Origin of the sequence: Winogradskyella sp. A2 (assembly GCF_046762865.1) — a bacterium.
In the GTDB taxonomy this organism is placed as follows: Bacteria; Bacteroidota; Bacteroidia; order Flavobacteriales; family Flavobacteriaceae; genus Winogradskyella.
This window is the reverse complement of sequence record NZ_JBKQXM010000003.1, coordinates 86,495-113,300: the sequence shown is the minus strand read 5'-3', so window position 1 is coordinate 113,300 and position 26,806 is coordinate 86,495. Positions and strand designations below refer to the sequence as shown.

The following is a 26,806-nucleotide window of genomic DNA, read 5'->3' as shown; positions in this document are numbered from 1 at the left end:
GATATTATAGTTAACGACAACTAGATTAAAATATTTAATTTTCAGTTAGCTTTTCCTGATAGTCTCCTAATTTGTCCCAAATTGAAAATAGTCGTTGTACATCGGCGTCGCTATTTAAATCAGTATTAATTATCATTAGTCTACCAATTTTTGTTTTTGTGTTAAAAAACATAAACGTTGTAACACCAGGATCTCCACCTGTATGACCAATGTTGTCTTGAGCTGATTGCCCTATGAAAACTCCAAAATTATATTCGTCATTATATGGATTTTCAGCATCGCGTTCTTCGAAATGAGAATCATTAAGATGTGGTTTAAAATATTCTTTAAAGCTGTCTTTATTTAAAATGGTTCCTTCGCCAGAGAACCCCTTAATCAGTTCAATTAAGAATTTGCTTAGATCATTAGCAGATGTTATTAAACCACCATCTGGATAAGTAATTAAGGTATAAAATGGAAATTCAGTTTCCTTATTTGAATATAATTTTGAGTGATTGTCCATATTCACATCTTCAAATGTCCATCCTGAGGTGTTCATTTTTAAGGGCTTTAGAATATGCTTTTTTGTGAAATCCCGATAATCTTCTCCAGATGCCGACTCAACGACCAAAGCAGCCAAGGTGGCTCCTATGTTTGTGTATTCAAAGTATGTTCCTGGTGCCTTATTTATATAATTATCGGCTGAATAATAATTACCGCTCTTATTTAATACATCATATAAAAATGATTTCATGGACGTATTTTCTGATGGTGGATTAAATTCCTCAGGTATTTCAATATTTGACTTACTTTGTGAATCTTTAGGAGCTTTAAGCACATAAGATTTCTCATCATAAATATCACCATCTATTATTGATGAGGTATGTGTGGTCAGATGTCTAATAGTAATTGTTTCTTCAGGAAAATATGGATTAATTACTTCAAAACCCAAGTGTTTAGTGACGGGATCATCAAGCAATAACAGTCCTTGTTCTTGCGCCTTTAATAAAGCAATACCAATTAGTGTTTTTGAAATTGACGCAATGTTTTGAATAGTATTGGCTGTATAAGGTTTATTGGCTGAAACATCTGCTAAACCAAACCCTTTACTGTACAAAAGACTATCTTCATTTACTATTGAAACTGAAAATCCATTGAGATTTCCGCTTGATTGAATTTGTTTTAACTCTTCAGATAGGGTAATCTGTAATTCATCAGATTTTATATTAGTTTCTGATTTTTTTTGACTACAGTTTAAAAGGTTAAAAGCTAAGATGAGCACTATTATTTTCTTCATCAATTGAGTTTTGTTCTATTGTTATTTGGTTTTAATTATCTAATTCTTCAACAGACTTAGATTTAAATCATTTAACCCCTTCATATTACGTTGCAATACATTTTTAACATCCTCTGTTTTAATATGGCCCAAAATTCCCCATGGCCCCTTATAACCTTCATCAATTAGAGCTTTAATCATGTTGAGTTCATATTCGCCTTCACCTAAAGTGAGAATTTGAGGGCCTCTTTTTTTCATACCGTTTAAATTCACGTATGACAGAAATGGTGTGATTTTTTTGGCTATTTGCGGAAACTCGTCAATATAATCATGAGCATGATGGAAATTGTACACCATTGTTATAGAGCCATCTCCAATTCTGTTGATTATTTCAACTTGATTATGAGGATTTCCAAACCAGCCATGATGGTTATATAAGGCTAGTTTACAGCCTAATTCATTTGCTTTACCTTTAATGAACTCTATCATTTTAAAGGAAAGCTCTATGGATTGTTGTTGGTCAAGATCTTTAAAGAAATTATCACTAAGGCTAACCCATATTGTTGGTTTATCATCTATCTTTTTTAAGTTGTTAAGCAATTCTTTGTTCGATGGGCTCAATTCACCAATGCTGTCTCTATCTGCATTTAACCATAAAAAAACAGAGATAATTTCAATATTATTTTCTTTAGATAATTTAAATTCTTCAATCATAGTACTAAGGTCTCCCTTTCCACGATTGTAGCCATATTTTTTAAAGCCCATTTCATTAAGTAATGCTATTCTTTGGCCTGGTGTTCTGTCTTGGGAATCAAAACCAATAATACACCATGGTGAAACTTCGTCTATCAGACTTTTCCCGTCCACCATATTTAAATATTCTTCTAGCCAAGTATAACCACTTGGTGCAATTTCGTTATGTCCCTGCCCTGGTGGAACATTTGCTTGAAACCAAATTTCAGGTATATGTGGATTGCTAATATAAAAGCCTTCTGGCCTGACATTATTTGGCACGCCAGTTGCCTGTTTTCCATACTCTGAGTCATAATTTAACAAACTGACGTTAGCATCATTTTCGAAATACCCTAAATAAGTCGATTGTAAATCATCTAAATATTCTCCTACGCTACCATCCGCGTTTAAATAATGTCTTGCACCTACATTTTCTAATAAATGAGGTTTAATGTCATTGCTCGATAATACAGGGACAGCTACACCGTTAAGGTGAAAAGCTTTATCAATAAAAACAGATGAGTTTATTGATCTACTGTCGACATAATTAGACCAACCTAAAGTATTATCACTTTCATAATGTGATATTCCTAAAGCTGATGCATGACTGCTCTCCAAGAAATTACCACTTGTATGAATTCTGTAGGTATTTACATTAGTTCTTACTTTATTTAACCCATCAGCAGTATTTATGGAAGTTGTAGAGTTCGTTCCACTTTGATAGTAGTTACCAATTTCATTGAGTTCAAAGGCAAAACCATCAAAACGCATTGTTCTAAACCTCCAGTTATGAACACCGTTATTAATGACATCAACCCTGGCCTCACCAGCATATTTTGGAAACCGATGTGAAACATTAACAAACATATTCCTAATCACGGAAACGGGCCCGTAACTTGGATTACTTGCGTCATTTTCTGCAATTCCCATGATAAGCCCAGTCTTGTTTTCGCAGAACAGACTATTTTGAACTGTTATATTACCGTCTTTAGGGCCTGTTTTATCACTAGTGTCCAGTCCTTCATCTGTACCGTACCAGAAATCACAGTGGTCTATTATATAGTTGTCTGACTGAAAAATCCTTAAAGAATCCCATTCATCTCTAGCTGAACCACCGCGACATTTAATGTACCTTATTATTAAGTTACTCATATTTTGAAGCACAAAAGTCCCGTTAACCAAAGTAATACCACCTTCAGGTGCTGTTTGACCCGCAATAGTCAAATCTCCATATTGTGAACCATTTATAAATTCTCTAGAACCGGCTAAATCAATAGTTCCAGACACATCAAAGACTATTATCCTTGGATATGCTTGTTTCAAAGCCCATCTTAAAGAACCGGGACTATTGTCGTTAGATAAGTTGGTTACATGAAGAACTGTTCCTCCTCTACCACCAGTGATATCAGCTCCTGCTCCGTACGCATTGGGAAAGGCAGGTAAAATCTCCTGAGATACCTTAACCCTTACTACGCAACTGTCTGTTTTAAAACCGTTATTTGATGTAAATTTTATACTACAAATTCCATTATTAATACCAGTTACCAAACCACTAGAATTAACCATTGCAATACTTTCATTAGTTGAATTCCAGACACCAGTTTTATCTGATGTATTGGCCGGTATTATTTTATGTGTTAATTGTTGGATGCCACCCACTGCCATATTTGTAGTGTCTGGCATAACAATTACAGCCATAGCATTAGTATTTTCAATTTTATTAAGTTCTTTATTCTTTTCTTGGCATGAAAACACCAATAAAAAAGTAAGAATCAAAATGTTCAATATCTTATAATTAGTTGTCATATTTGGCGGCGTGAAAATTATTTGATTTTAGTTTCAATAAGGAATTAAAGATAGAGTTTTCAAATTAAAAAACGCTCAATCTAAAGATTTAGAATTGAGCGTTTTAAAGTCTAATATAAGGTTTTTCTAATCTTGTGGTACAGGAAACCCTCTATCTCTCATTAAGGCCTCTATTTTTGCATCGCGCCCTCTAAATTTTCTATAAGCTTCTGCTGGATCCATGGCGTTTCGCGGTGTAAATAAATACTTAACTAATTTATCTGCAACCTCCTTGTCGTAGAATCCACCTGGAGCATCCTTAAAGGCCTCAGAAGCATCACTTGTTAGTACGTCTGCCCACATATATCCATAATATGCTGTAGCATAACCTTCACCTGAGAATACGTGACCAAAGTGTGGTGTTCTATGACGCATTGGCAATTCTTTTGGCATTCCAAGTTCATCGAGTGTTTCACGTTCAAATTTATCTATATCTATGTCTGTAGGATCGGCTAAATGGAGTTTCATATCCATTAAAGCAGATGCTAAATATTCGGTAGTTCCAAATCCTTGATTAAATGTGGAAGCTTTCTTTATTTTTTCTACTAATGAAGCCGGAATTGGTTCTCCTGTTTCATAATGAACCAAAAATTGATTAATTACTTTATCGGTAGATAACCAACGCTCCAATAACTGCGATTGAAACTCCGTATAATCACGTACGCCTCCATTTAAAGTTGGGTATTTTACATTAGATGAGAAGAAATGTAATGCATGTCCAAACTCATGGAAAAAGGTTGTAGCATCATCCCAAGAGATCAGTACAGCTTCTCCAGGAGCAGGTTTTACAAAATTATTATTGTTAGAGGCCAAAACTGTTTTTTCACCCTCAAAAGAGGTGAAGCTTCTGTAAGTTGTTGCCCAAGCACCAGAACGTTTTCCTTGGCGTGCGAAGGTATCTAAATACCATAGTCCTATATGTTTGCCTGACATTTTATCTTTAACTTCCCATACTTTTACATCCTCTTGGAAAACTGGTACTTTACCTTCTTCGATTGGAGTAAATTCGAAATTAAATAGTTCGCCAGCTACAAAAAACATAGCTTCCCTTAGTTTATCTAATTGTAAATACTGCTTTACTTCGTCGCTATCTAAATCATATTTCTTTTTACGCACCTTTTCTGCATAGTAACGATAATCCCATGGCTCTATGGTAATATTATCACCAAGTTCGTCTGCAACGGCTTGCATGTCTGCTACCTCTTCTTTTACTCTACCAATTGCTGCTGGCCATACGGCCGTCATTAATTCCATTGCATTTTCTGGTGTTTTCGCCATACGATCTTGTAAGCGCCATTGCGCATAGTTGTCATAACCCAATAAACCAACACGTTCCTTTCGCAGTTTCAAAATTTCAGCGATTATCCCATTATTGTCATATTCATCACCATTATCACCACGAGAATAATAGTTGGTCCAAACTTGCTTGCGCAATTCTCTGTTTGTGGAGTATTTAAGAAATGGATCCATTGACGAGCGAGTATTTGTTATAGCATACGTTCCGTCTTTGCCTTTATCGGTTGCAATTTTTGCAGCAGATTTTATAAATGCCTCGGATAGTCCATCTAATTGATCTTCATTTAAATAGGTAACATAGTTTTCTTCGTCGTGCAACACATTATTGGCAAACGTAGTATACAGTGATGAAAGCTCTTTGTTTATCTCAGCATATCGTTTTTTCTTTTCAGCATCAAGATTGGCACCACTCATTTCAAATTGTTTGTAGGTTAGTTCTACAACACGTTGTGCTTCTGCTTCAAGAGCTGTTTCTTGTGATGCATCATAAACTGCTTTAATACGTTGAAATAGCTTTTCATTTTGAGAAATTTTAGATCTAAATTCTGATAATTTAGGTGCTAATTCGGTCTGAATCTCTCTGAACTCAGGAGAGGATACATTACTTGACATAATACCGTAGTACGCAAAAACACGGTCTAGGACTTTTCCAGAACTTTCCATTGCTTTAATAGTATTGTCAAAAGTTGGATCATCAGAGTTATTAGCAATAGCTTCAATCTCTTTTAAACTTAATTCCATACCTTTTTCAATAGCTTCTTTAACGTCACTTACCTTCATTTTATCAAAAGCAGGTACACCTTCATATGGTCCTGTCCACTCCTGGAGCAATAAATTATCTGTCATTAATTCTTCGTTTACTTTGTTGTCATTTTTACAACTTGCAAATAGTATAATACCGCTAAGTATTGCCACTTTAATTGATTTATGTATCATAGTTGTTAGTTTTCTTATTAGTGTTAGCAAGGTATTAAAAATAGAGCATAAGAATTCTTGATTAATCTATAATTTCTACCTTTCTGATATATACATTTTGAAGAGGCCATTCGCCTTCATCAGTTTCAACTTTATTAATTTTGTCTACTATATCCATACCGTTGATTACTTCACCAAAAACGGTATATCCTTTATCTAAATAGTCGGCTCCACCTGGTCTTTGGACAATAAAAAACTGATAGGGTGAAGCCAATTTATAAGCATTCTCAATTTCACTACTAGGCATAGAAACTGCACCACGTTTGTGCGTGTATCCTCTTTTTGTGTCTGGTGGTAATAGATATTTACCAATTATTCTTCGTCTTTTAGCAATATTATAATCGTCACTGCTACCACCTTGAATAATAAAATTTTCTACTACACGGTAAAATTGAGTACCGTCGAAATATTTGAGTTTTGTGAGGTATATAAAATTGGCTCTGTGGAATTTTGTTTTATTGTATAACTTAATATCAATTGTACCAAAATCTGTTGTAATTCTTACTTTATCTTCTTTGTGTTCCTTTTCATACTCAAGGAAGAATTCCATAGCATTTGCATCTGAAAGTACAGGGAATTCTTTTTCGATTTTTTCTTGAGATTCTATGGCATTTGGGACTTGAGTTGAAGTAGAATCTTTTACAACACTAGTCTCATTTTGTTTTGAAGTTTGCTTATCTTCACAACTAAATAAAATGAGTGCTAAACTTGCTAATAAAAGAATTCTCATAAATGGTATTTAATTCGTTTTTAGATGCTGTAGTAAAAATAAAACATCTTGAGCTTTTTGGCGAAATTTCTCATGCTAAAATGTCTCCTCCATATCGTCAGGAGTTAGCAAAGAGAATGCAAGCTAATGCTAAGTCTGCAAAGAAAGCGGGTGTATTGGCTTTGTTTTATCCCAATGCTGATTTTGAAACTAATTTTGTTTTAATTCTGCGTAAAACCTATGAAGGTGTTCATTCTGCTCAAGTTGGTTTTCCAGGCGGGAAATTTGAAGAGGGCGATAATAATTTAATGACAACTGCAAAAAGAGAGACAGAGGAGGAGGTGGGTGTTCCAATTTCAAAGCTTAATATTATTAAACCAATGTCACCCTTATATATACCTCCAAGTAATTTTTTGGTACATCCATTTTTGGCAGTAGCACAAGATATACCTCGATTTAAAAAACAAGAGGATGAGGTAGAGGATATTATTGAAGTAGCTTTAATTGATTTCTTAAATGAGAAGAATACACTAACAACCAGAGTACCTACATCTTATAATGTTGAAGTAGAAGTTCCAGCATTTAAACTCAATGATCATATAGTCTGGGGAGCAACTGCAATGATGCTTAGCGAATTAAAAGACTTGTTAAAACAAGTTTTATAGCTGGTCTTATTTGTTACATTTGTAGTTCAGTTTAATTGAAAAAATAATATGGGTTTATTTAAAACCAATCCTTTTGGACATATTCTTTGGGTAAAAAAATGGTTGATAAGAGTCCTAGGTGCCCTAACACATCAGCGCTTTAGAGGATTTAATGATTTACAAATTGAAGGTTCAGAAATTATTAAAAACCTTCCTGACAACAATGTATTATTTATATCTAACCACCAAACCTATTTTGCGGATGTTATTGCCATGTTTCACGTATTTAATGCTAGCTTAAGTAATCGTGACGATTCTATTAAGAACATAGGATATTTATGGAATCCAAAACTCAATATCTATTATGTTGCTGCAAAAGAAACCATGAAATCTGGGTTACTGCCTAAAATTTTGGCATATGTTGGTTCAATAAGTATTGAACGTACATGGAGGTCAGAAGGAAAGGATGTTAATCGTCAAGTTAAGATGAGTGATATATCTAGTATAGGGAAAGCGCTAGATGATGGTTGGGTAATCACATTTCCACAAGGAACAACGACACCTTTTAAGCCTATTAGAAAAGGGACAGCACATATTATAAAGCGTTATAAACCAATAGTTGTACCAATTGTTATTGATGGTTTTAGAAGGTCGTTTGATAAAAAAGGATTAAGGATTAAAAAGAAAAATATCTATCAATCATTTGAAATTAAAAAACCATTGGAGATCGATTACGACAATGAATCTATAGATGAGATTGTCGAAAAAATTGAATATGCCATTGAGCAACATCCTTCATTTTTAAAGGTTATATCTCGTGAAGAATTAGAAGAAAAGGAACGCTTAAATAAAGAGCTAAGAGATTGGTGAGTCTAAACTTCTAGTTTCTTTAATTCGTCATAGTTTCTATTAAGACGCTTCAATAGAATTCCGTATATCAATCTATAGAATAACCAGAATATTAATATTATTACACCTGTTACAACGGTGGTAATAAGATAAAGTACTAACATTTGTCCAGAATCCATGGATGCAACCTGATCATGAAACTCAGGATTTTGATTAAACTCAAAATAAAGTGACAATGGAATAGAAATGAAAATCATAACCAAGTTAAAGATAACATAGTACTTAATAACCTTACGGGTTTTTAATATGCTTTCCATTAATTTTTTGGCATTGTCAGTAATTGATATGGATTTATAAGAATTATAGAGTAGGTATATAAATAGTATAATGACTCCAAAGCTTAAAAGTGAAAGCCCAACAAATAAAGGGTTTTCATAACTGGCATCAAGTTTATCACGATAAGAATCTGATAAAAAATACGGCAACGTATTTACCAGAATCCAAAAGGCAAATTCTGCTATACTTATATAAAATAAAGTTTTTATTATCGATGATGACTTCTTGTGCAGCATCGGATATATTTCCGAATCTTCAAAGTTGTTAAACTCATGTTGTTCCTTATTCCAGTCCTTTTTTAATAATTCTAATTCATCCATATATTTACGGATTTAAGATTGTTCTCAATTTCTTCTTTACACGATTCATTTTGACACGTGCGTTCACTTCAGTAATACCTAAAGTCTCACTTATTTCTCTATAGTCTTTGTCTTCTAAATACAAGAAAACTAAAGCCTTTTCAATGTCGTTTAATTGATGAATTGCATTATACAAGAGCTTTAATTGCTCTTCTTGCGTATCATCATATTCTTCAGCTTTGATTCTAAACTGAACGCTATCAAATTGCTGTGTACTTATTCTACGTTTAGATTTTCTGTATAATGTAATGGCAGTATTTAATCCAACACGATACATCCATGTACTAAACTTAGAATCACCTCTAAATTTTGGGTAAGCACGCCATAACTGTATTGTTATTTCTTGAAACAAATCGTTATGAGCATCTACATTGTTAGTATACAAACGGCATACCTTATGCACAATGTTTTGGTGCTTTTGCAACTGTTCAACAAAACTATGTTCGAGCTCTTTGTTCAATTGATGATATTGGTTAGTTACACCATTAGTAGTTATACCTAGGTGTTTGTTACATTTATTTTTAAAATTCCTAGAACAATAAAATATTGTGCTAATGCATAAGTAAGCATTACAATAATATTGGATAATGGCAATTCAGCATAGAACTTATTGATCGCCAGCGCACTATCAGAAACCAAGAATAAAATCGCACCAACAAAAACTAGTACATAACTAATTTGAGGTACCATGTTTTTTCTCAGATATGCAGTAGTAGCCATACTAAGTATAACAATCATATATATAAATACAGGTATAAGCATTTCGCCTAAACCGTCCCTTAGCAAATAAAATAAACCACTTGCATAGAGTAGAAGTAGAGCTATAAATCCAAGAGGTGAACTTTTTTGGTTTCGATGTTTTAAAAAGACAATAATATACAGTACATGTGCAATTAAAAATGCAATTAAACCAAATGTAAAAAAGTGAGCATTTTGCTCAACAAACATTAATAAAATATCACCTAACACAGAGAATCCTAATGCTAAAATCGTCACTTTTCTAATACTAGGAGGTAAGTTGCGGCAACTATTAAAGAATAGTACTATAAGGCTCACAACGATAGCTGGTTTTGCTATATAATGTGCATAAGTTAATTCAGGCACTGAACCTGTAATTAATTCAAAAAGAACTATTATCAAGAAAAGTATGGTAAACTGCCTTTCAGTATATGTCAGCATGCGTATAAGTTAGCGTTTAGTTTAGTACGTTCAATCAAAGATATTCAATTCATCCTGCTTTTATAACAGTTCGGTTAAAATGAATTCATTAACGCCTCAATATGCCCCAAATTTGTATCACAATCAAAAAATCGAACTTTATATATCAATCAATGAAAACGCTAATCACATTATTAACTTTCTTAGTTGGAAGTTGTATTTTCAGCCAAACCACAATATCTGGTAGGGTAACAGATAACAAGGATCAACCTATACAGGGAGCAAATGTATATTTAGATGGTACCTATGATGGCGCTACTACCAATACTAATGGAGAATTTCTCTTCAAAACAGACGAGGAAGGTCAACAATCTCTCGTGATTTCTTTCTTATCCTTTGAAACTAAAACACTATTTGAAGATGTTTCAAAACTAAATAAATTAAAAATTAAATTGAGAGAAGATGTTGAAACTCTTGATGCTGTGGTCTTAAGTGCAGGTACATTTGAAGCCAGTGATAATAGTAAAGTTTCAGTTTTAAAACCACTAGACGTAGTTACTACGGCGAGTGCTCTGGGAGATTTTGTTGGTGCATTGCAAACCTTACCTGGCACCTCAAATGTAGCTGAAGACGGAAGATTATTTGTAAGGGGTGGTAGTGCAGATGAGACTCAAATTTTTATTGATGGTATAAGAGTATTTACACCTTACTCACCAACTACTAATAATATACCTACTCGTGGTAGATATTCACCTTTTCTTTTTGATGGAATTACATTTTCTACAGGAGGGTATTCATCTGAGTTTGGCCAAGCATTATCTAGTGTACTTTTATTAAATACAATTGATGAACCTGTACAAGAGAAAACCGATATTGGTATAATGACCGTAGGTGCATCATTAGGAAACACACAGAAATGGGAAAAGTCTTCTTTAAGTTTTAATGCTACATATATTAATCTTGCACCTTATTTAGAGATTTTTGAAGATAGAAACGATTGGGAAACTCCGTATACAGGCGCACAAGGAGAAATGGTTTATAGACAGCGTTTAAACAATGGTATATTGAAGTTTTATGCGGCTTTTGATACAGCTAAATTCAAATTAACGCAAGAAGATATCAATTTGGAAGATGGATTAGAATTTGCCTTAAACAATAATAACTTCTATTTAAACACATCATATAAGGGTGTGCTGACTGATACTTGGACACTAACATCAGGCTTGAGCTATACTTTTGCTAATAATGATATTGGAGTTGAAACTAGTGATATTTCAAATACAGAAAACTCCGCACACATTAAATTAAAGCTTAAAAAGCGTTTCAATAGTAGATTTAAAGTAAGTTTTGGTGTTGAGCAGTTTTTAACCGATTTTGATGAGACATTCGAAGAGAGTACAATATCTGAAAACTATGGGTTTAAGAACAATATAACTGCTGGTTTTGCCGAAGCAGACATTATCTTCTCTAAAGATTTAGCGCTCAAAGCTGGTATAAGAGCAGACTATAGCTCAATCTTTAAACAAACCGATATAGCACCTAGATTAGCGCTTGCATATAAGGTTTCTAATAACGGACAATTTTCTTTGGCCTATGGTAATTTCTTTCAAAACCCAAATAATGACATTCTGAAATTTGAACAGGACTTAAATGCACGGCAAACAACACATTATATACTTAATTACCAGTATGTAAATGATGGCAGGATATTTAGAGCAGAAGCTTATAGAAAGGAATATGATAACCTCGTAAAATTTGATACTGAGTTTGAAGGATTTGATAGTAACTTTAATTCTAATGGTTTTGGTTATGCTCAAGGCGTAGATGTTTTCTGGCGAGATAATACAAGTATCAAAAACTTAGACTACTGGATAAGCTATTCTTATTTAGATACAGAACGAGATTATAGAAATTTTGAATATGCAGCCCAACCAAACTTTGCAACGAATCACAATCTTTCTGTTGTAGGCAAGTATTGGGTAGATAGCTGGAAAAGTCAAATAGGATTGGCATATAGTTATTCTTCAGGTAGACCTTATACAGACCCTAACACCAATGATTTTTTAAGCGAACGCACAAAACCTTTTAATAGTTTAAGTTTTAATTGGGCTTATTTATTAGATCAACAAAAAATATTGTATTTCTCAGTAAATAATGTATTAGGATTTAATAATGTAAACGGATACCAATATTCAAATACACCAGATATGAATGGTCAATTTGATAGACTTGCCTTAAAACCAGCAGCGGATCAATTCTTCTTTGTAGGCTTCTTTTGGACCATAAGTGAAGATGGTACAGATAACCAATTAGACAATCTCTAGTGGTTTAAAATGAGGTCTTTCGTCCAAATATGACTTTTATCATAATTCTTACGCCATATGATGATTAACTTTATATTATAAAATTAAACGTCATGGAACTCAAAAAGAACCCAAAAGCCAATGTAGGTCGAAACAGCAGTTTATATTTTGCTGTTGGCTTAAACGTAATGTTAGTTTTAACGTATTTAGGACTAGAACATAAGACTTACGACAAATCGAGTACTAAGATTGATATCTTAATGTTAACAGATCAATTAGAAGAAGATATTCCAATTACTACTATTAACATCCCACCACCTCCTCCTCCTCCAAAGGCCATAGTTTCAGAATCTATTAAAGTCGTTGATGATGTTGATGATGTTGAGGAAACTGTGGTAGAAAGTACAGAAATTGGACAAGATGATATTATAGAAGATGTTGTTGAAGTAGAGGATGTTGAGGTAGAAGAAGTAGAAGAAGATATAGAAGTACCTTTTGCAGTAATAGAAAAAGTACCAAGATTCCCTGGTTGTAAAGGTAATAATGACCAATTAAAGGCTTGTTTCCAGAAAAAAATGCAAGAACACCTACACAAGCATTTTAGATACCCAGTAGTAGCATCAGAGTTAAATATACAAGGTAGAGTATTTGTATTCTTCCTAATAGATAAAAACGGTAACGTTACTAAAATAAAAAGTAGAGGTCCTGATAAGTTGTTAGAAACTGAAGCTGAAAGAATTATAGGATTACTACCTAAAATGGAACCTGGTAAACAACGTAATAAGGCAGTAGGCGTGCCATACAGTATACCAATTAACTTTAAACTACAACAACAATAAACTAAATTATAACACTTGGTTTAGAATAATTTGATTGATGACAGAACCCCTTGAAAAAGGGGTTTTGTTATTTATTGATTTTTGTTTTTAGCCCAATACCAATTGATAAGCGAACCCTCAAAAGTGAAAGTGCCGTCAAGTACCATCCCAATTTTTTTAAGTATATGGTTTGAGACTGTGTGACCAGTTTCTGCACAGGCATTAATTTCTTTTAGTTTTAATTTATTAAATCCAAAATTTAATGAAGCAGTGGCAGCTTCCGTTGCATAGCCTTTACCCCAGAATTGTTCTTTCAGTCTGTAACCTAAATCATAATAATCAAATTCCTTACGTACCTGACGCTCAAATTTTAAGCCAGACCAGCCAATGAATTCATTTGTAGATTTAGAAATCACTACCAACCTACCCAATCCGAAATCTTCATATTGTTGCAATACATTAGCAATTTGCTTTTGACTTTCCTGTATTGATTTAACAGGATTATTTCCTAAAAACCTATGAACTTTAGGATTGGAGTCTAATTCAAAAAAATCCTTGTCGTCAGATTGTTGTATTGGCCTTAAGATTAGGCGTTCAGTTTCAATCCTAATATTCATTTCCACTTAATATTACAACCCATACTTGGTCTTTGATTTTCTCTAATAGGTGTATTGTTAACTAATCCGTCAATTGCAGATCGCAAATCTTCTCCTGTTACTGGAATACCATTACCTGGTCTAGAACCATCTAATTGGCCTGCATAAACAAGATTTAATTCACCATTAAATAAAAAGAAATCAGGTGTGCAAGCCGCATCATACGCCTTGGCTACGTCTTGAGTTTCATCATATAGATATGGAAATGGATAGTGGTTATCAATAGCATGTTGTTTCATTTTGTCTGGTCCATCTTGAGGATAATTAACAACATCATTGCTAGAAATTGCAATACAGTTAAGACCCTTACAGGAATAATCATTTGCAAGTCTTACGAGTTCTTCATTAACGTGTATAACAAATGGACAGTGATTGCAAATAAACATAACCAAAGTACCTGACGCACCCTTTAATTCGTGCAATGTTTTTACAATGTTGTCTTTTGTGTCAACTAATTTAAAATTAGGTGCTTTTGTGCCTAAGGGCATCATATTAGAAGGTGTTAACGCCATTATTTTAATATAAGTTTTATTTATTACATTTAGTGAATGGATAATATAATAACATTTGAAGACTTTACAAAAGTAGATTTAAGAGTTGGTACAATTACTGAGGTTAAAGATTTTCCTAGTGCTCGTAAGCCGGCTTATCAATTAACCATAGATTTTGGAGACTTAGGAATTAGAAGATCGTCTGCACAGATCACAACACTTTACAAGAAAGAAGATTTACTGAATCGGCAGGTTGTAGCTGTAGTTAACTTTCCTAAAAAACAAATAGCGAATTTCATGAGCGAATGCCTCGTAATGGGTGCTGTAAAGGAAGATGATGTTTTTCTTCTAAATCCTGAGACCAAGGTAAAAAATGGTATGCAAGTCACTTAGAAAAGTTAAAAATTATCTAAGCAATAATCTTACATCTCGTCTCTAAAGAAAATAGCGTTCATTAATAATCTATTTGTACCGTACCAAAACGCCCTAAAGTTGGTGTTATCCGTAAAAGCAATAATATTACCGCGTCCTAAACCTCCAATTTTTAAAGGTACGCTAAGACTAAGACTATCAAGGTTTTCCTCTGATATATAACCGCTCAGCAGTGGTTTTTTTGTGTATTGTATTGGATTATTGTAGCTGTTTTTATCTGCATTTATAAACAACGTTGTATTTCTAAACATTGGCAATTCATTACTGGTTATTCCAAAATTTATGGGGTGTGATCTATCAATTTTAGTATTGAAAATGGCACCACCGATGACTTGAGCACCTCTAAAGTCACTGCGTTGTTCAAAACTTATATTTTCTGCTTTTATGTTATTTCTCTTTTTAAAATCAATTTTCATTAATTCTTTACTATTTAACCAACGAAGTGTACTTCTATAGGCTACAAGTGTACCACCATTTTCAATCCAAGTTTTCATTTTTTTGGTGTTATTATCATTTAAACCTGAATTTGAATTAACCATGATAATAGTATTGTACCTACTTAAATCGGCACGACTGAATCTTTTGGTATCTAATTTTGTAGCTATAATGTCATAACGTGTGTCAAGCAAATGCCAAATTTCACCAGCATCGTATGATGACATACCATCACCTACTAATAAAGCAACTTTAGGCTGTTTAACTGATCTGAAGTTTCGACTACCTAAATCTATACCATCATTTAAGCCTGTTGAAACAGCGTCAATTGTTACATAGTTTTCTTGGGCTAAATCATTCAAAAATGTAAAAAGCTCTGAAGTCGTAAGATTCTGATTTTTGACTGGTACTAATATAGTACCATAGTCATAAGACTTTCCGTTAGCCTTAAATTGTTTCATGCTTACTTTAGCTCTAATCCCTTTTTTAAGGATAGTATTTAAAAGCTTTGGAGTGTAGTATTCATGCCACTCAAATAAATAGGCATACTCACTTTTTGAGGTAACTCCGCCAATAGCATGTTGCAATTCAATAACAACATCATCAGCATTTGCAGTTGTAGTTTCAGCGTAATCTAAGTTAAAGGCTAAAGGGAACGTCCAAGCTGAAATATCATAGAACAAGCTGTCTTTAAATGTGGTGCGTTTTTCAAACATTGCATTTAACAGTCTTGTGTTTTTTTGGTTTTTAGGTACAACAAATGCATTTCCTTTTTTGAATTGTTTTCCATCTTTAGAAAAATCTGACTTTAAGCTATGAAACTTAATCTTATGCCTAATTAAAATTTCTGCTAGGTGATAGGTTCTTGCTGCATCTTTATAGTTACCAAATACAATAGCTTTATTACCTTCTTTACTTGCTTCGTTTCTTGCATTTTTAAAGAAGTTGTATTGATATTGCAAAATATCCGTTCGCATGTTTTTAGCGGCCTTTAGAGTTGAAAGTGCAGCTGTGAATTGATTTCGTATCGTAAACGGAAAAGTAAGAATACCATTGTCACTTTCTTGGATATGGCCACGAGAACTCGCTTGTTCAAACAAAATGCCAATACCTCCATTAATGTCTGGGAAGGTAGAACCTTTGCCATAATAGAAGTCGTCAAAACTCTCTTCAGAATAGTATAAAGATCCTATTTTGTCTAACTCCTTTGCATGGTATGTTGCTATTTCTTTTGTTAATTCTTGATTTAATTTTGGAGTTAATGGGTGTGTTCTTGAAGGTATACCTGGCTGAAAGAAAAATGTTGCATTTGTACCCATCTCATGATGATCCGTTAAGATATTAGGCAACCAATTATGAAACGACTTTATGCGTGCTCTAGATTCTGGTAATTGCACTGGTAACCAGTCTCTATTCATATCAAACCAATAATGATTGGTGCGTCCTCCTGGCCAAACTTCAGAATATTCTCTGTCATTTGGGTCTGGATTAAGATTCATGTTTCTATTTGTATTTGCCCAATAGGCAAATCGTTGTAAACCATCAGGATTATATGAAGGGTCAAATAAAATAACAGTGTTATCTAGTAACTCATTAATTTCAGAACCTTCTGCTGCCGCTAAATAGTATGCAGCTAATAGAGATGCATTGGCACCACTTGGTTCATTACCATGGATTGAAAACCCTTGGTAAACTACTATAGGTCTATTTTCAATATTGGCATTATTGGACTCAGTTGCATTTATATGATCCTTTTGTATTTGATCTATTTTACTATGGTTATTAGGAGCAGTTATAGTTAATAAGAGTAATGGTCTATCTTCAAAAGTGTTCCCTCTATTTTCTATGGTTATTCTGTCTGATGCTTCTGCAAGAGCATACATGTATTGTACCAACTTATCATGCGTAATATGCCATTCACCAACTTCATGACCTACAACACTCTTAGGTGTCGGGATACTTGGGTTGTAAGAAATATTTTGCGGTAAATAATATGATAAATCAGTTTGGGACTGTGAGAATAGTAAAGTAGAGGTTAAGAAAAACAATAAAAAACTTCGTAGCATAGTTATTTAGTTGGTTAGAAGCTAAAAATAAAAAAACCGCTACTATCAGTAACGGTTTTTTATTTTAATTTAACAAAAGTGCCTACTAAATATCGTCAAAACTGATATCTGTAAAACTTTCAGCAGTTGGTTCAGTATCTTGAGGAGTTTTGGCTTCTTGATTTGTAAAGTCATCTTCTCTTTTGAAATCTTTTTGATGTCTTTCGCTAATTACTTCTTCCCCTTTTTCATTAATGATGTAATCCGTCATTTCACCTAAAATATCTCTAAACTCAGCAAAGTCTTCCTTGTATAGATAGATTTTGTGTTTTTTATAATGAAACGAACCATCGTCATTAGTGAATTTTTTACTTTCCGTAATAGTTAAATAATAGTCTCCAGCTTTAGTAGCTCTTACATCAAAGAAATATGTACGTCTTCCAGCGCGAAGCACTTTAGAAAATATTTCTTCTTTGTCCATCATTCCATAATCACTCATATATCGTTTGTTTAAATTCTATCCAAAAATCTAAAAAAAATGTAAACTAACAAACAATTTAACGCATTTCTTTTTCGGAGAGTTGTTTTGAATATAGCTCCTTGTAATAACCATCTGTATTTACTAAGGACTCATGATTTCCTGTCTGAATTACCTTACCATCTTCTAATACTATGATAGAATCGGCATTTTTAGCGGAAGAAACGCGATGGCTCACTATTATTGTAGTTTTATCCTTTGTAAGTTTAACCAAGTTGTTAAGTATCTTTTCTTCGGTTTCAGTATCTACCGCGGAAAGGCAATCATCAAACAACAAGATATCTGGCTTTTTAATAATTGCTCTTGCTATAGAAACACGTTGTTTTTGTCCACCAGATAAGGTAATACCTCGTTCACCTAATATAGTATCATAACCTTTGTTAAACCCTTCAATGTTTCTATGAACTCGGGCATTTTTAGCAGCTTCTATAACCTCCTCATCAGTTGCATCCTCTTTGCCAAACTTAATATTGTTTTTTATGGTATCTGAAAATAGAAATGCATCTTGTGGTACATATCCAATACTTTCTCTTAAGTTATTGAGATGTAGCTCTTTTATAGGTTTCTGGTCCACAAGAACATTACCATTATCTACATCATACAAGCGGCCAATTAAGTCTAAAATTGTTGATTTCCCTGAACCCGTTTTACCCAATATTGCCAAGGTTTTACCAGAATCAATTTTAAAACTCACATCCTTAAGCGCTTCAATATTGGTATCTGGATATACAAATGATACATTTTTAAATTCAATATCACCTTTAATAGGCGTTTCAATTTCAGAAAAATTCTTTATATCTGGTTCCGTATTTAAGAACTCATTAATGCGCTCTTGTGATGCTTCTGCTTGTTGCACTAAGGAAGTTACCCAACCCACCGTTGCAACTGGCCATGTAAGCATATTAACATAAATAATAAACTCTGCAATGGTACCAATATTTTCTATTTCACCACTCATATATTGCAAGCCACCAATATAGATTACAATTAAATTGCTCAGACCAATCAATAGAATCATTAATGGAAAAAACAAGGCCTGTACTTTGGTTAAATTGATTTGTTTTTGTCTGTTTTCTGATGATAGACCTTCAAACTCTATATTAGTTCTAGTTTCAATCCCGTAGGACTTTATAACCGATATACCACTAAAGGTCTCTTGTGTATAGGTAGAAAGTGTTGAAAGCGATTCTTGCACTATTGTACTTCTCTTATTTATAAGACGGCTCAGCTTATAAATAGAAATAGAAAGTATTGGTAAAGGCAATAACGTGTACAGTGTTAATTTTGGAGCTGTACTGAACATGTAAATTAAAGCCACGCAAAAGAGTGTAATAGTATTCATGGTGTACATAATCGCCGGACCAACATACATTCTCACTTTGCCAACATCTTCACTAATGCGATTCATTAAATCTCCAGTTCTATTAGATTTGTAAAAGTTTAAAGATAGTACTTGATAATGCTGGTATATTTCGTTCTTTAGATCATACTCAATATACCGCGAAACATTAATAATGGTTTGGCGCATTAGAAATGTGAACATACCAGCAATAACAGCAGCTCCTGCTAACAGTAAAATATTAGTTATTAGCTCTGACTTAAAAATTTCATATGAAATTTTACCATAATATCTATCGGAAACTACATTGATTGAGGCACCTACCAATCTAGGTGTAAAAAGCGCAAATATTTTGGCTAGAATGGTAATTATTATACCAATAATTAAACGGTATCTATACTTGTAAAAATACTTGTTAAGGTGCTTTAGTGCTTTCATATTGCATTTGGTCGGTCAAAAGTATTACGTTAATCCTATTTAATAGTTAATATTTTGCTAATCCTACGGTATTGCTTTATTTTTGCATGTTGTTTTTACACATTTTTCAAAACGTCTTAAATCTAAATTTTCAATATGACTTCAGAAGTTATGGATTCGAAAGATTTGTCAAAAGTCGATCCTGTTTTTGGTCAAGCATCTTTTGATAATCATGAGCAAATAATCTTTTGCAATGACAAAGATACTGGTTTAAAAGCTATAATTGGTATTCATAATACCGTTTTGGGCCCTGCTCTTGGTGGTACTAGAATGATGCAATATGGTAGCGAGTGGGAAGCCTTAAATGATGTTTTACGCCTTTCTCGAGGTATGACCTATAAATCTGCCATTACGGGTTTAAATCTTGGCGGAGGTAAAGCTGTTATTATCGGTGATTCCAAAACTCAAAAGACGCCAGAACTTATGAGACGTTTTGGTGAATTCGTACATTCTCTTAGCGGAAAATATATTACAGCCGAGGATGTAGGAATGCATACTGAGGATATGGATATTGTAAGAGAAGTGACACCATACGTCACAGGAATTTCTGAAAGTAAAGGAGGAGCAGGTAGTCCATCCCCAATTACCGCCTATGGTGTGTTTATGGGAATGAAGGCTGCGGCTAAATTTAAGTATGGATCAGACATTTTAGAAGATAAAAAAGTGTTTGTTCAAGGTATAGGTAGTGTAGGTGAGGCTCTAGTTGAAAATTTGGTAAATGAAGGCGCTGATGTTAGTATAGTAGATATAAATCAAGAACGATTAGAAATTGTTCGTTCCAAATACGGAGTTAGCATTTATGAAGGTGATGATTTATACAATGAAGAAATGGATATCTATGCACCATGCGCTTTAGGAGCCACAATTAATGACGATACCATTTATAGATTAAAAGCAGATATTGTGGCAGGTGCAGCGAACAATCAATTGGTTGAGGAAAATAAGCATGGCAGAATATTACAGGAAAGAGGTATAGTATATGCACCAGATTTTTTAATTAATGCAGGTGGAATTATCAATGTTTATGCAGAGTTAGAAGACTATGATAGACAGGAGATTATTAGGAAAACTGAGAATATTTACAATACTACTTTAGAGATCTTAGATAATGCGAAAAAGAATAATCTCACAACTTTTAATGCAGCGTACAATATAGCTAGTGAACGCATCGAAACAAGAAAAAGAGAAAATTCTAAATAATTTTTTTCAGAATTAAATAATAGTATTTTTGCAAGGTGAATCATATTTTGGTTCACCTTTTTTAAACACCATATAAGAAGTTCTTAAACATGCTAAACAGAAGACACATCAGAATTAAAGTAATGCAATCAATGTACGCCTTTAATGGTAATGAAAGTGATGATCTTTCAAAAGATGAAAAGTTTTTACTTCATAGTATAGATAGCATGTACGACTTGTATTTATCAATTTTAGCCTTACTTACAGCAATTCACAAAAAAAGTAAGGATTATCACCAAAAACTTCAGAATAAGCATTTGGTATCTGATAGTATCGAGCAAAACAGTTCAAAATTCGCAGAGAACCAGTTTTTAGCTTTGATTAGCGGTAATAAAATGTTGCAGGATGCTATTGTTAAAAGAAAATTAAACTATTGGGATTTAGATTCTGAATATGTTGATATTCTTTTTAAGGCCATTCTTAAGAGCAAAATTTACAGTGATTATGTTGAAAAAAATCCAAATGATTTTAAATCAGATAAACAATTTATTTTAGATATCTACACAGAAACTATCGCACCAAACGACAAGCTGTATGATTATTTTGAAGATAAGCGTATAACTTGGGTTGACGATTTACCAGTTGTGAATACAACTTTGGTTAAAGTGTTTAGAAAACTGAAAAACAATTCTCCCGAAACTGCATTATTACCAGAGCTTTACAGGGATTTAGATGATAAAAAATTCGCTACTGATTTATTAAAGAAAACGGTATTAAATGCTACGAGCTTTGGTGAAGAAATTGCTAAGAAAACAACCAATTGGGATTCAGAGCGATTAGCAAGTTTAGATGGCGTACTACTTAAAATGGCACTTTGCGAATTCCAAAAGTTTCCTTCAATACCACATAAGGTAACTATCAATGAATATTTGGAAATCGCTAAAGAGTATTCTACTCCAAAAAGTAGTTTATTTATCAATGGTATTTTAGACAAAATTGTAAAAGAATACCAGTCAAATAATCAATATCTTAAATCTGGTCGCGGCCTTATGTAGCAAGTGTTTTCTTACAATAAGACTAGAAGGAGCTTTAAAAGTTTTAATTGGTTGAAATAATTATTAACTTCGCAACCCACAAAGAATCATAAATTTAAATAATAAAGTGATGAAAAAAGTAATCTTAGGATTTAGCGCATTATGTATGGTAGCCTTCACGTCTTGTAAGGAAGATGCAGCGAGTAAAGTAAAAACAGAAAATGTTGCGGTAGCAGCAGAGAGAGATGCAAACGCAGGTAATTTTCCTGTTATTACATTAGACAAAACAACACACGATTTTGGCAGTATAATGGATGGTACTCCAGTTGAAACTGTATTTAAGTATACAAATACTGGTAATTCAATGTTAGTTGTTAGTAATATAAAAAGTACATGTGGATGTACTGTACCAAACAACTGGACTAAAGAAGTTGCTCCAGGTGAAACAGGTGAGTTTACAGTAAAGTTTAATGGTAAAGGAAACGGTAAAGTATCTAAGTCATTAACCATGACTACAAATACTGAGAAAGGTCAAGAAGTTGTAAAAATTACTGCTATGGTTCAGAAAGATCCAAATGCTCCAGTAAAACCAGCTGGTACTGCAACAGTCAACCCATTATCTACTACACCAACAAAGACTTCTACACAACCAGGTCACGAAGGTCATAACCACAACTAATTTATAATTAATGGAAGGAATAGGATCTTTTTTACCATTCATTGCAATTTTTGCTGTGATGTATTTCTTTATGATTGCACCACAAATGAAACGTGCAAAACAAGAAAAGAAATTTGCAAGCGCATTAAAACGCGGTGATCGCGTAATTACCAAAAGTGGCATGCACGGAAAAGTTGTTGACTTAAATGATAAGGACAACAGTTGTGTCATTGAAACTTTAGCCGGTAAAATTAAATTTGACCGCTCTGCAATTTCAATGGAAATGAGTAAAAAACTAAATACACCTGCTGTTGCAAAGAAATAGTAGTCGTAATAAGAAAATTGAAAACCCGCTATTTAGCGGGTTTTTTTATTAGCAATTTTTGTATTTATCGTTAAGGCCAACGCCTTGTAATATCATTGGTGTAATCTTTTCTAAGCGTGATAGTTTTGTGGCCTCCCGTTTAGCGGTAGATATATATTGGCAATACTCACGCTGTTTTCCAGGCGTAAGAGCCTTAAAAGCAACATTTAAATCTTCATTGGCTTTAAAAACACGTTTTAATTCTGTTGGAACTTCTACTGCCTTTGTATTTCTGGTTGGTTTAATTTCTTTACCTAATCGTTGATTTTCAATGGCTTCTTTTACGTAGGCCAAAATAATGGTTTCATTAATTTGATCTTTACTTGTAAACCGCATTTGCCTTAGGGCTTTGGTTTTATTCTCTTGGGCATTGATTAGTAGTCCATGTTCATCTTTCAGAAAAACGCCATTAAAAAACCATAGGCCAAAATGGTTTTTAAAAGCAGAAAAACCAACCACATTCTTTCCATTAAGCGTGTAGGTAGGGGCACTCCATTTTATGGTTTCTACCAACTCGGTTTGGTTAATAATATTTCGGATAATATTTAACTCCTCACAGTAATGCGGATTCACCTCTATATATTCTTCTACGGAATTGACTTTTTTCAATGTGTAAAATCCATTTAGTTGAGTACACTTTTTAAAGATAAGTTTCTAAAATTACTCTTTTTTTAAAATATATCATATCAGCAGTTCATAGTAATATAATGGTAATTGAACGATTAACAAGTTACCGCTCTAAAAAAGTAAGAATAATTTTACTAGCTTTAAACTGCTATTAATCAACATTCAACTACCAATTGATTCAACAATTACTCATTTCACTTTATTTTTTTATTGTAATAGGTGGCTTTAAAGAGCTATGCTATTTTTTTTGATTGGTTCATTTTTATTTGGTTAAGGTAAATACAATTACGTTTTACCCTATCTACCTATATTATCTGTTGCAGCATTTTTAATGTGTGGATATGGTATGTTATTAAGTAAAACCAACTAATTAACCAATTATTATGAAAAGAGCTACATGTCTTTTAGCCTTCCTATTTTTTATCTCAATTTCCTTTTCAAATGTATTTGCCCAAGGCACAGAAAATTTTGAAAATGAGACTGCAGGTTCAACTACATTTACTGAAAATGGCCAAGGATTTACAATTACAAATGGGCCAGGTGAGACAACCTACGATATTGAGTTGGTTTCAGGAGCTGGCTGGAATGGGTCAGCACCGGATAATAAATTTATAGATAATTCTTCAGGTTTGCCCATTCAAAATGATGGGACATCATTCACAATTTCCACGTCTAATGGAGCAGATATTAGTATGACAAGTGTTTACTTGTTTATTTCAACAAGAGCTCTTGCAAACCCAACAACAACGCTTACGATTACAGGAAAAAAAGATGGTGCAGTTGTATATACAATAACAAAGACTTCTGGATTTTCAAACGTTCAGACATTTACACCTAATAATGGTTTTACGTTTATTAATTTTGCAAGCGAAGGTGGAGTAGATAATTCAACAACTAAAGTTGATGAAATCATTTTTTCTACTACCAACAATGCGGATTATATTGCCCTGGATAACTTCATTTACGACTTTGAAGTCGTAGAAGCTGATCCACCAGAGGTATTATCTATTGCAGTTGTAGGTACACCACCAACAACGGCTACTGCTGTTAACTTTTCAGTGACATTTAATGAAGATGCATTTAATGTAACTACGACAGATTTTAGTCTCAATACGTCAGGAACTACAGGAACCATTTCAGGAATTTCTGGCTCAGGATCTGCATATACAGTGGCTGTTTCTGGTATTTCTGGAGAAGGTACTATACGTTTAGATTTGCTTGGCGGTACAGATATTGAAGATGCTGTTGGCAATTCACCACCTCCTGCCTTTTCAGCTGGTGAGGTACATACCGTGTCCCGATGTTTTCAAGAAACATACGAAACTATTTCTACAGGCGCTAGCACATGGAGTAGCAATGGTGTTTTATTTGCAATGTCACCAACGACTTTGAATATTGAAAATTTTGCCAATGCCGGAGCTAATGATTCGGATCGGTTTTTATCAAATGCAACAGATTTAGGTACAGGTAAGATGTATACCATTTCAACACCTGGACCAGAATTATTTACCGTTGAATCTTTGGAAGTATTTCTGTCCTCTAATGGCGGTACAAGTCCTACCAATGATGGTTCAATAGTTTTTGAAGGTAAACTTTCAGGATCTACATTATATACTATTACAAAAAATTCAGGGTTCCCAACAACAGCTGCAGGTATAGATAATGGGTTTTCAGTAATAGATTTTGCAACAGCAGGTGCAACAGATCACAGTTTAACCAATATTGACGAATTAAAAATTACAATGGGAGGCGCATTTAACTATATCGCCTTTGATAATTTTGAACATTGTGAAGAGGTAACGGCAGCAGCGCCGCCTATTGTACAATCAATAAACTTGGTTGGAAATCCAGTAGCAGTATCCACAGCAGTAAGTTTCGATGTTGTTTTTAATGAAGTCGCCCTTAACGTTTCTTCAGATGATTTTATTTTAACCACCACAGGATCAGCCGTAGGGACTATTGCCTCATTAACAGGCTCTGGTAATGCATATACCGTAAATATCAATACCATTTCTGGTGAAGGGTCTCTGCGTTTAGACCTTAAGGGCTTTACCAATATTCAAGATATATCGGGCAATACACCACCCGATCCATTTACTTCAGGTGAAGTGCATATCGTTTCAACCTGCGATGTTGAAACTTTCGAATCTTTAAGTGACGATACTTTTGCCTGGACAACCAATATAACACCTTTTACAACCGGTTCTGCCAATCTTAGTGTGGTTGAGTTTACAGGGGCAGGAGCAGGCGCATCAGATCGGTTTTTAGACAATGTTAATGACCAAGGTACTGGTAAAGTCTATTCAATTTCTATAACCGACACAAGTTTTATGTTTTTAGGCAGTATGGCATTCTATGTGTCGTCCATTTTAGATGGTACAGATCCTACTAACGATGGCACATTAACAGTTCGTGGAAAACTCGATGGCGTACAACAATTCGAGGTTATAAAAAGCTCTGGATTTCCAACGTTCATAGGTCCAGAGAAAGGCTTTTTTACTTGGGATGCCACTACCGAAGGTGGTACGGATTACTCACTAACTGTTATTGATGAATTAGAAATTGAGCTAGGAGGTGCATTTCAATATTTGGCTATTGACAACTTTAAATTTTGCGACTGTCCTATCCTTGATCTTCCCATATCAGGTGGAGACCAAGTGGAATGTAATTCAGGTCAGACATTAACAACAACGGCTACGGTTAATACAGGAGAAACTGTAGATTGGTACTCTGAGGCTACAGATGGTGTTTTAGTGGCAGATCCTAGCCTTACTGGAGCAGGTAACATTACCTATTATGCTGAAACCAGAAACACAGCCACTGGTTGTACGAGCAGTGCAAGAACCGCTGTGTCTTTAACTATTAATGCATTACCAACTGTAACCTTTACAGCATTAGCAGATTTACCTTCAGATACTGGCATACAAACTTCACAAGGAGGAGGTACGCCCTCTGGTGGAGTTTATTCTGGTACTGGAGTAACCGATGACGGTAATGGTACAACTTATAGTTTTGACCCTGCTTTAGCTGGTGTCGGAACTTATACCATTACATATGCTTTTACAGATAGTAATGGATGTACAGCATCCGCAATAGATGATGTTAATGTCACACTACCCCAATCACCCTTCATCACAACCTGGCAAACTGGTGCATCTAATGTGAGTATTACCATCCCCACCAACCCTGGATATGTTTACGATTACAGCATAGACTGGGGAGATGGTACCGTTGAGAACAACGTTACGGGGG

23 protein-coding genes are annotated in these 26,806 nt (G+C 34.0%); 10 read left to right on the top strand and 13 right to left on the bottom strand.

Features of this window, described 5'->3' with window-relative positions; translation table 11 throughout:
- Positions 1-34 precede the first annotated feature (34 nt).
- The 4 genes from ACFWV9_RS06410 to ACFWV9_RS06395 form a co-directional block, all read right to left on the bottom strand.
- Complete coding sequence (locus tag ACFWV9_RS06410; RefSeq protein ID WP_411894417.1) at positions 35-1,276, bottom strand: serine hydrolase domain-containing protein; 1,242 nt, start codon at positions 1,274-1,276, stop codon at positions 35-37.
- A gap of 39 nt (positions 1,277-1,315) precedes the next feature.
- Entirely contained in the window at positions 1,316-3,793 is a 2,478-nt protein-coding gene (locus tag ACFWV9_RS06405; protein WP_411894416.1) for an Ig-like domain-containing protein, read from the bottom strand.
- A gap of 126 nt (positions 3,794-3,919) precedes the next feature.
- Positions 3,920-6,064, bottom strand: coding sequence for a M3 family metallopeptidase (locus ACFWV9_RS06400; RefSeq protein ID WP_411894415.1), 2,145 nt, complete (start codon positions 6,062-6,064; stop codon positions 3,920-3,922).
- Positions 6,065-6,125: 61 nt separating this feature from the next.
- Positions 6,126-6,833, bottom strand: a complete 708-nt coding sequence (locus ACFWV9_RS06395; protein WP_411894414.1) for a peptidylprolyl isomerase — start codon at positions 6,831-6,833, stop codon at positions 6,126-6,128.
- 2 nt (positions 6,834-6,835) lie between these two features.
- Here ACFWV9_RS06395 and ACFWV9_RS06390 point away from each other — a divergent pair, with 2 nt between their 5' ends.
- Both ACFWV9_RS06390 and ACFWV9_RS06385 read left to right on the top strand, forming a co-directional pair.
- Positions 6,836-7,477 carry an NUDIX hydrolase gene (locus ACFWV9_RS06390; protein WP_411894413.1) on the top strand — a complete coding sequence of 214 codons (642 nt, stop codon included), beginning with the start codon at positions 6,836-6,838 and terminating at the stop codon, positions 7,475-7,477.
- 48 nt (positions 7,478-7,525) lie between these two features.
- Complete coding sequence (locus tag ACFWV9_RS06385; protein WP_411894412.1) at positions 7,526-8,326, top strand: lysophospholipid acyltransferase family protein; 801 nt, start codon at positions 7,526-7,528, stop codon at positions 8,324-8,326.
- Between the two features lie 2 nt (positions 8,327-8,328).
- Here ACFWV9_RS06385 and ACFWV9_RS06380 read toward each other — a convergent pair whose 3' ends face one another.
- Genes ACFWV9_RS06380 through ACFWV9_RS06370 form a run of 3 tightly spaced genes read right to left on the bottom strand, consistent with a single transcriptional unit; the run spans position 8,329 to position 10,179 of the window.
- Positions 8,329-8,961, bottom strand: coding sequence for a hypothetical protein (locus ACFWV9_RS06380; protein ID WP_411894411.1), 633 nt, complete (start codon positions 8,959-8,961; stop codon positions 8,329-8,331).
- Positions 8,962-8,965: 4 nt separating this feature from the next.
- Entirely contained in the window at positions 8,966-9,460 is a 495-nt protein-coding gene (locus ACFWV9_RS06375; protein WP_411894410.1) for an RNA polymerase sigma factor, read from the bottom strand.
- A 38-nt stretch (positions 9,461-9,498) separates the two neighbouring features.
- Positions 9,499-10,179 (bottom strand): lysoplasmalogenase, encoded by a 681-nt coding sequence (locus tag ACFWV9_RS06370; RefSeq protein WP_411894409.1) that lies wholly within the window; start codon positions 10,177-10,179, stop codon positions 9,499-9,501.
- Between the two features lie 152 nt (positions 10,180-10,331).
- On the opposite strand from ACFWV9_RS06370, the gene ACFWV9_RS06365 reads away from it, so the two are divergent.
- Positions 10,332-12,482, top strand: a complete 2,151-nt coding sequence (locus ACFWV9_RS06365; protein ID WP_411894408.1) for a TonB-dependent receptor — start codon at positions 10,332-10,334, stop codon at positions 12,480-12,482.
- 92 nt (positions 12,483-12,574) lie between these two features.
- On the top strand, positions 12,575-13,300 hold the full coding sequence (locus ACFWV9_RS06360; protein ID WP_411894407.1) for an energy transducer TonB: 726 nt from the start codon (positions 12,575-12,577) through the stop codon (positions 13,298-13,300).
- A 71-nt stretch (positions 13,301-13,371) separates the two neighbouring features.
- Here the strand turns inward: ACFWV9_RS06360 and ACFWV9_RS06355 are convergent, their stop codons facing one another.
- Positions 13,372-13,896 (bottom strand): GNAT family N-acetyltransferase, encoded by a 525-nt coding sequence (locus ACFWV9_RS06355; RefSeq protein ID WP_411894406.1) that lies wholly within the window; start codon positions 13,894-13,896, stop codon positions 13,372-13,374.
- Positions 13,893-14,447, bottom strand: coding sequence for a thioredoxin family protein (locus tag ACFWV9_RS06350; RefSeq protein WP_411894405.1), 555 nt, complete (start codon positions 14,445-14,447; stop codon positions 13,893-13,895). The genes ACFWV9_RS06355 and ACFWV9_RS06350 overlap by 4 nt, the downstream gene beginning before the upstream one ends.
- Before the next feature lie 36 nt (positions 14,448-14,483).
- Between ACFWV9_RS06350 and ACFWV9_RS06345 the strand changes: the two genes are divergently transcribed.
- Positions 14,484-14,819 carry a tRNA-binding protein gene (locus tag ACFWV9_RS06345; RefSeq protein WP_411894404.1) on the top strand — a complete coding sequence of 112 codons (336 nt, stop codon included), beginning with the start codon at positions 14,484-14,486 and terminating at the stop codon, positions 14,817-14,819.
- A gap of 29 nt (positions 14,820-14,848) precedes the next feature.
- On the opposite strand, the gene ACFWV9_RS06340 is transcribed toward ACFWV9_RS06345, so the two are convergent.
- The 3 genes from ACFWV9_RS06340 to ACFWV9_RS06330 all read right to left on the bottom strand — a co-directional run bounded on the left by ACFWV9_RS06340 (position 14,849) and on the right by ACFWV9_RS06330 (position 19,653).
- The gene (locus ACFWV9_RS06340) at positions 14,849-17,359 is read right to left on the bottom strand and encodes a M14 family zinc carboxypeptidase (RefSeq protein WP_411894403.1); all 2,511 of its coding nucleotides are present in this window, start codon (positions 17,357-17,359) and stop codon (positions 14,849-14,851) included.
- An 85-nt stretch (positions 17,360-17,444) separates the two neighbouring features.
- Complete coding sequence (locus ACFWV9_RS06335; RefSeq protein WP_411894402.1) at positions 17,445-17,837, bottom strand: PUR family DNA/RNA-binding protein; 393 nt, start codon at positions 17,835-17,837, stop codon at positions 17,445-17,447.
- Between the two features lie 58 nt (positions 17,838-17,895).
- Positions 17,896-19,653 carry an ABC transporter ATP-binding protein gene (locus ACFWV9_RS06330; RefSeq protein WP_411894401.1) on the bottom strand — a complete coding sequence of 586 codons (1,758 nt, stop codon included), beginning with the start codon at positions 19,651-19,653 and terminating at the stop codon, positions 17,896-17,898.
- A gap of 135 nt (positions 19,654-19,788) precedes the next feature.
- On the opposite strand from ACFWV9_RS06330, the gene ACFWV9_RS06325 reads away from it, so the two are divergent.
- The 4 genes from ACFWV9_RS06325 (at position 19,789) to yajC (ending at position 22,888) form a co-directional block, all read left to right on the top strand.
- Positions 19,789-20,892, top strand: coding sequence for a Glu/Leu/Phe/Val family dehydrogenase (locus ACFWV9_RS06325; RefSeq protein WP_411894400.1), 1,104 nt, complete (start codon positions 19,789-19,791; stop codon positions 20,890-20,892).
- An 89-nt stretch (positions 20,893-20,981) separates the two neighbouring features.
- A complete protein-coding gene (gene nusB / locus ACFWV9_RS06320) occupies positions 20,982-21,926 on the top strand; it encodes a transcription antitermination factor NusB (RefSeq protein WP_411894399.1) in 945 nt (314 codons plus the stop codon).
- 109 nt (positions 21,927-22,035) lie between these two features.
- Positions 22,036-22,584 carry a DUF1573 domain-containing protein gene (locus tag ACFWV9_RS06315; RefSeq protein ID WP_411894398.1) on the top strand — a complete coding sequence of 183 codons (549 nt, stop codon included), beginning with the start codon at positions 22,036-22,038 and terminating at the stop codon, positions 22,582-22,584.
- Between the two features lie 10 nt (positions 22,585-22,594).
- Entirely contained in the window at positions 22,595-22,888 is a 294-nt protein-coding gene (gene yajC / locus ACFWV9_RS06310) for a preprotein translocase subunit YajC (protein WP_411894397.1), read from the top strand.
- 48 nt (positions 22,889-22,936) lie between these two features.
- On the opposite strand, the gene ACFWV9_RS06305 is transcribed toward yajC, so the two are convergent.
- Positions 22,937-23,536, bottom strand: coding sequence for a YdeI/OmpD-associated family protein (locus tag ACFWV9_RS06305; protein ID WP_411894396.1), 600 nt, complete (start codon positions 23,534-23,536; stop codon positions 22,937-22,939).
- Positions 23,537-23,937: 401 nt separating this feature from the next.
- On the opposite strand from ACFWV9_RS06305, the gene ACFWV9_RS06300 reads away from it, so the two are divergent.
- On the top strand, positions 23,938-26,806 hold a 2,869-nt coding region (locus tag ACFWV9_RS06300; RefSeq protein WP_411894395.1), incomplete at its 3' end, for a hypothetical protein.

Bases quoted from the DNA above. Each gene is read 5' to 3' on its own strand.
- ACFWV9_RS06385 (WP_411894412.1), top strand. From the start codon at position 7,526: ATGGGTTTATTTAAAACCAATCCTTTTGGACATATTCTTTGGGTAAAA.
- ACFWV9_RS06345 (WP_411894404.1), top strand. From the start codon at position 14,484: ATGGATAATATAATAACATTTGAAGACTTTACAAAAGTAGATTTAAGA.
- ACFWV9_RS06360 (WP_411894407.1), top strand. From the start codon at position 12,575: ATGGAACTCAAAAAGAACCCAAAAGCCAATGTAGGTCGAAACAGCAGT.
- ACFWV9_RS06315 (WP_411894398.1), top strand. From the start codon at position 22,036: ATGAAAAAAGTAATCTTAGGATTTAGCGCATTATGTATGGTAGCCTTC.
- ACFWV9_RS06370 (WP_411894409.1), bottom strand. From the start codon at position 10,179: ATGCTGACATATACTGAAAGGCAGTTTACCATACTTTTCTTGATAATA.
- ACFWV9_RS06380 (WP_411894411.1), bottom strand. From the start codon at position 8,961: ATGGATGAATTAGAATTATTAAAAAAGGACTGGAATAAGGAACAACAT.
- yajC (WP_411894397.1), top strand. From the start codon at position 22,595: ATGGAAGGAATAGGATCTTTTTTACCATTCATTGCAATTTTTGCTGTG.
- ACFWV9_RS06405 (WP_411894416.1), bottom strand. From the start codon at position 3,793: ATGACAACTAATTATAAGATATTGAACATTTTGATTCTTACTTTTTTA.
- ACFWV9_RS06365 (WP_411894408.1), top strand. From the start codon at position 10,332: ATGAAAACGCTAATCACATTATTAACTTTCTTAGTTGGAAGTTGTATT.
- ACFWV9_RS06355 (WP_411894406.1), bottom strand. From the start codon at position 13,896: ATGAATATTAGGATTGAAACTGAACGCCTAATCTTAAGGCCAATACAA.
- ACFWV9_RS06390 (WP_411894413.1), top strand. From the start codon at position 6,836: ATGGTATTTAATTCGTTTTTAGATGCTGTAGTAAAAATAAAACATCTT.
- ACFWV9_RS06340 (WP_411894403.1), bottom strand. From the start codon at position 17,359: ATGCTACGAAGTTTTTTATTGTTTTTCTTAACCTCTACTTTACTATTC.
- ACFWV9_RS06335 (WP_411894402.1), bottom strand. From the start codon at position 17,837: ATGAGTGATTATGGAATGATGGACAAAGAAGAAATATTTTCTAAAGTG.
- ACFWV9_RS06350 (WP_411894405.1), bottom strand. From the start codon at position 14,447: ATGGCGTTAACACCTTCTAATATGATGCCCTTAGGCACAAAAGCACCT.
- ACFWV9_RS06410 (WP_411894417.1), bottom strand. From the start codon at position 1,276: ATGAAGAAAATAATAGTGCTCATCTTAGCTTTTAACCTTTTAAACTGT.
- ACFWV9_RS06395 (WP_411894414.1), bottom strand. From the start codon at position 6,833: ATGAGAATTCTTTTATTAGCAAGTTTAGCACTCATTTTATTTAGTTGT.
- ACFWV9_RS06400 (WP_411894415.1), bottom strand. From the start codon at position 6,064: ATGATACATAAATCAATTAAAGTGGCAATACTTAGCGGTATTATACTA.
- ACFWV9_RS06325 (WP_411894400.1), top strand. From the start codon at position 19,789: ATGACTTCAGAAGTTATGGATTCGAAAGATTTGTCAAAAGTCGATCCT.
- nusB (WP_411894399.1), top strand. From the start codon at position 20,982: ATGCTAAACAGAAGACACATCAGAATTAAAGTAATGCAATCAATGTAC.
- ACFWV9_RS06330 (WP_411894401.1), bottom strand. From the start codon at position 19,653: ATGAAAGCACTAAAGCACCTTAACAAGTATTTTTACAAGTATAGATAC.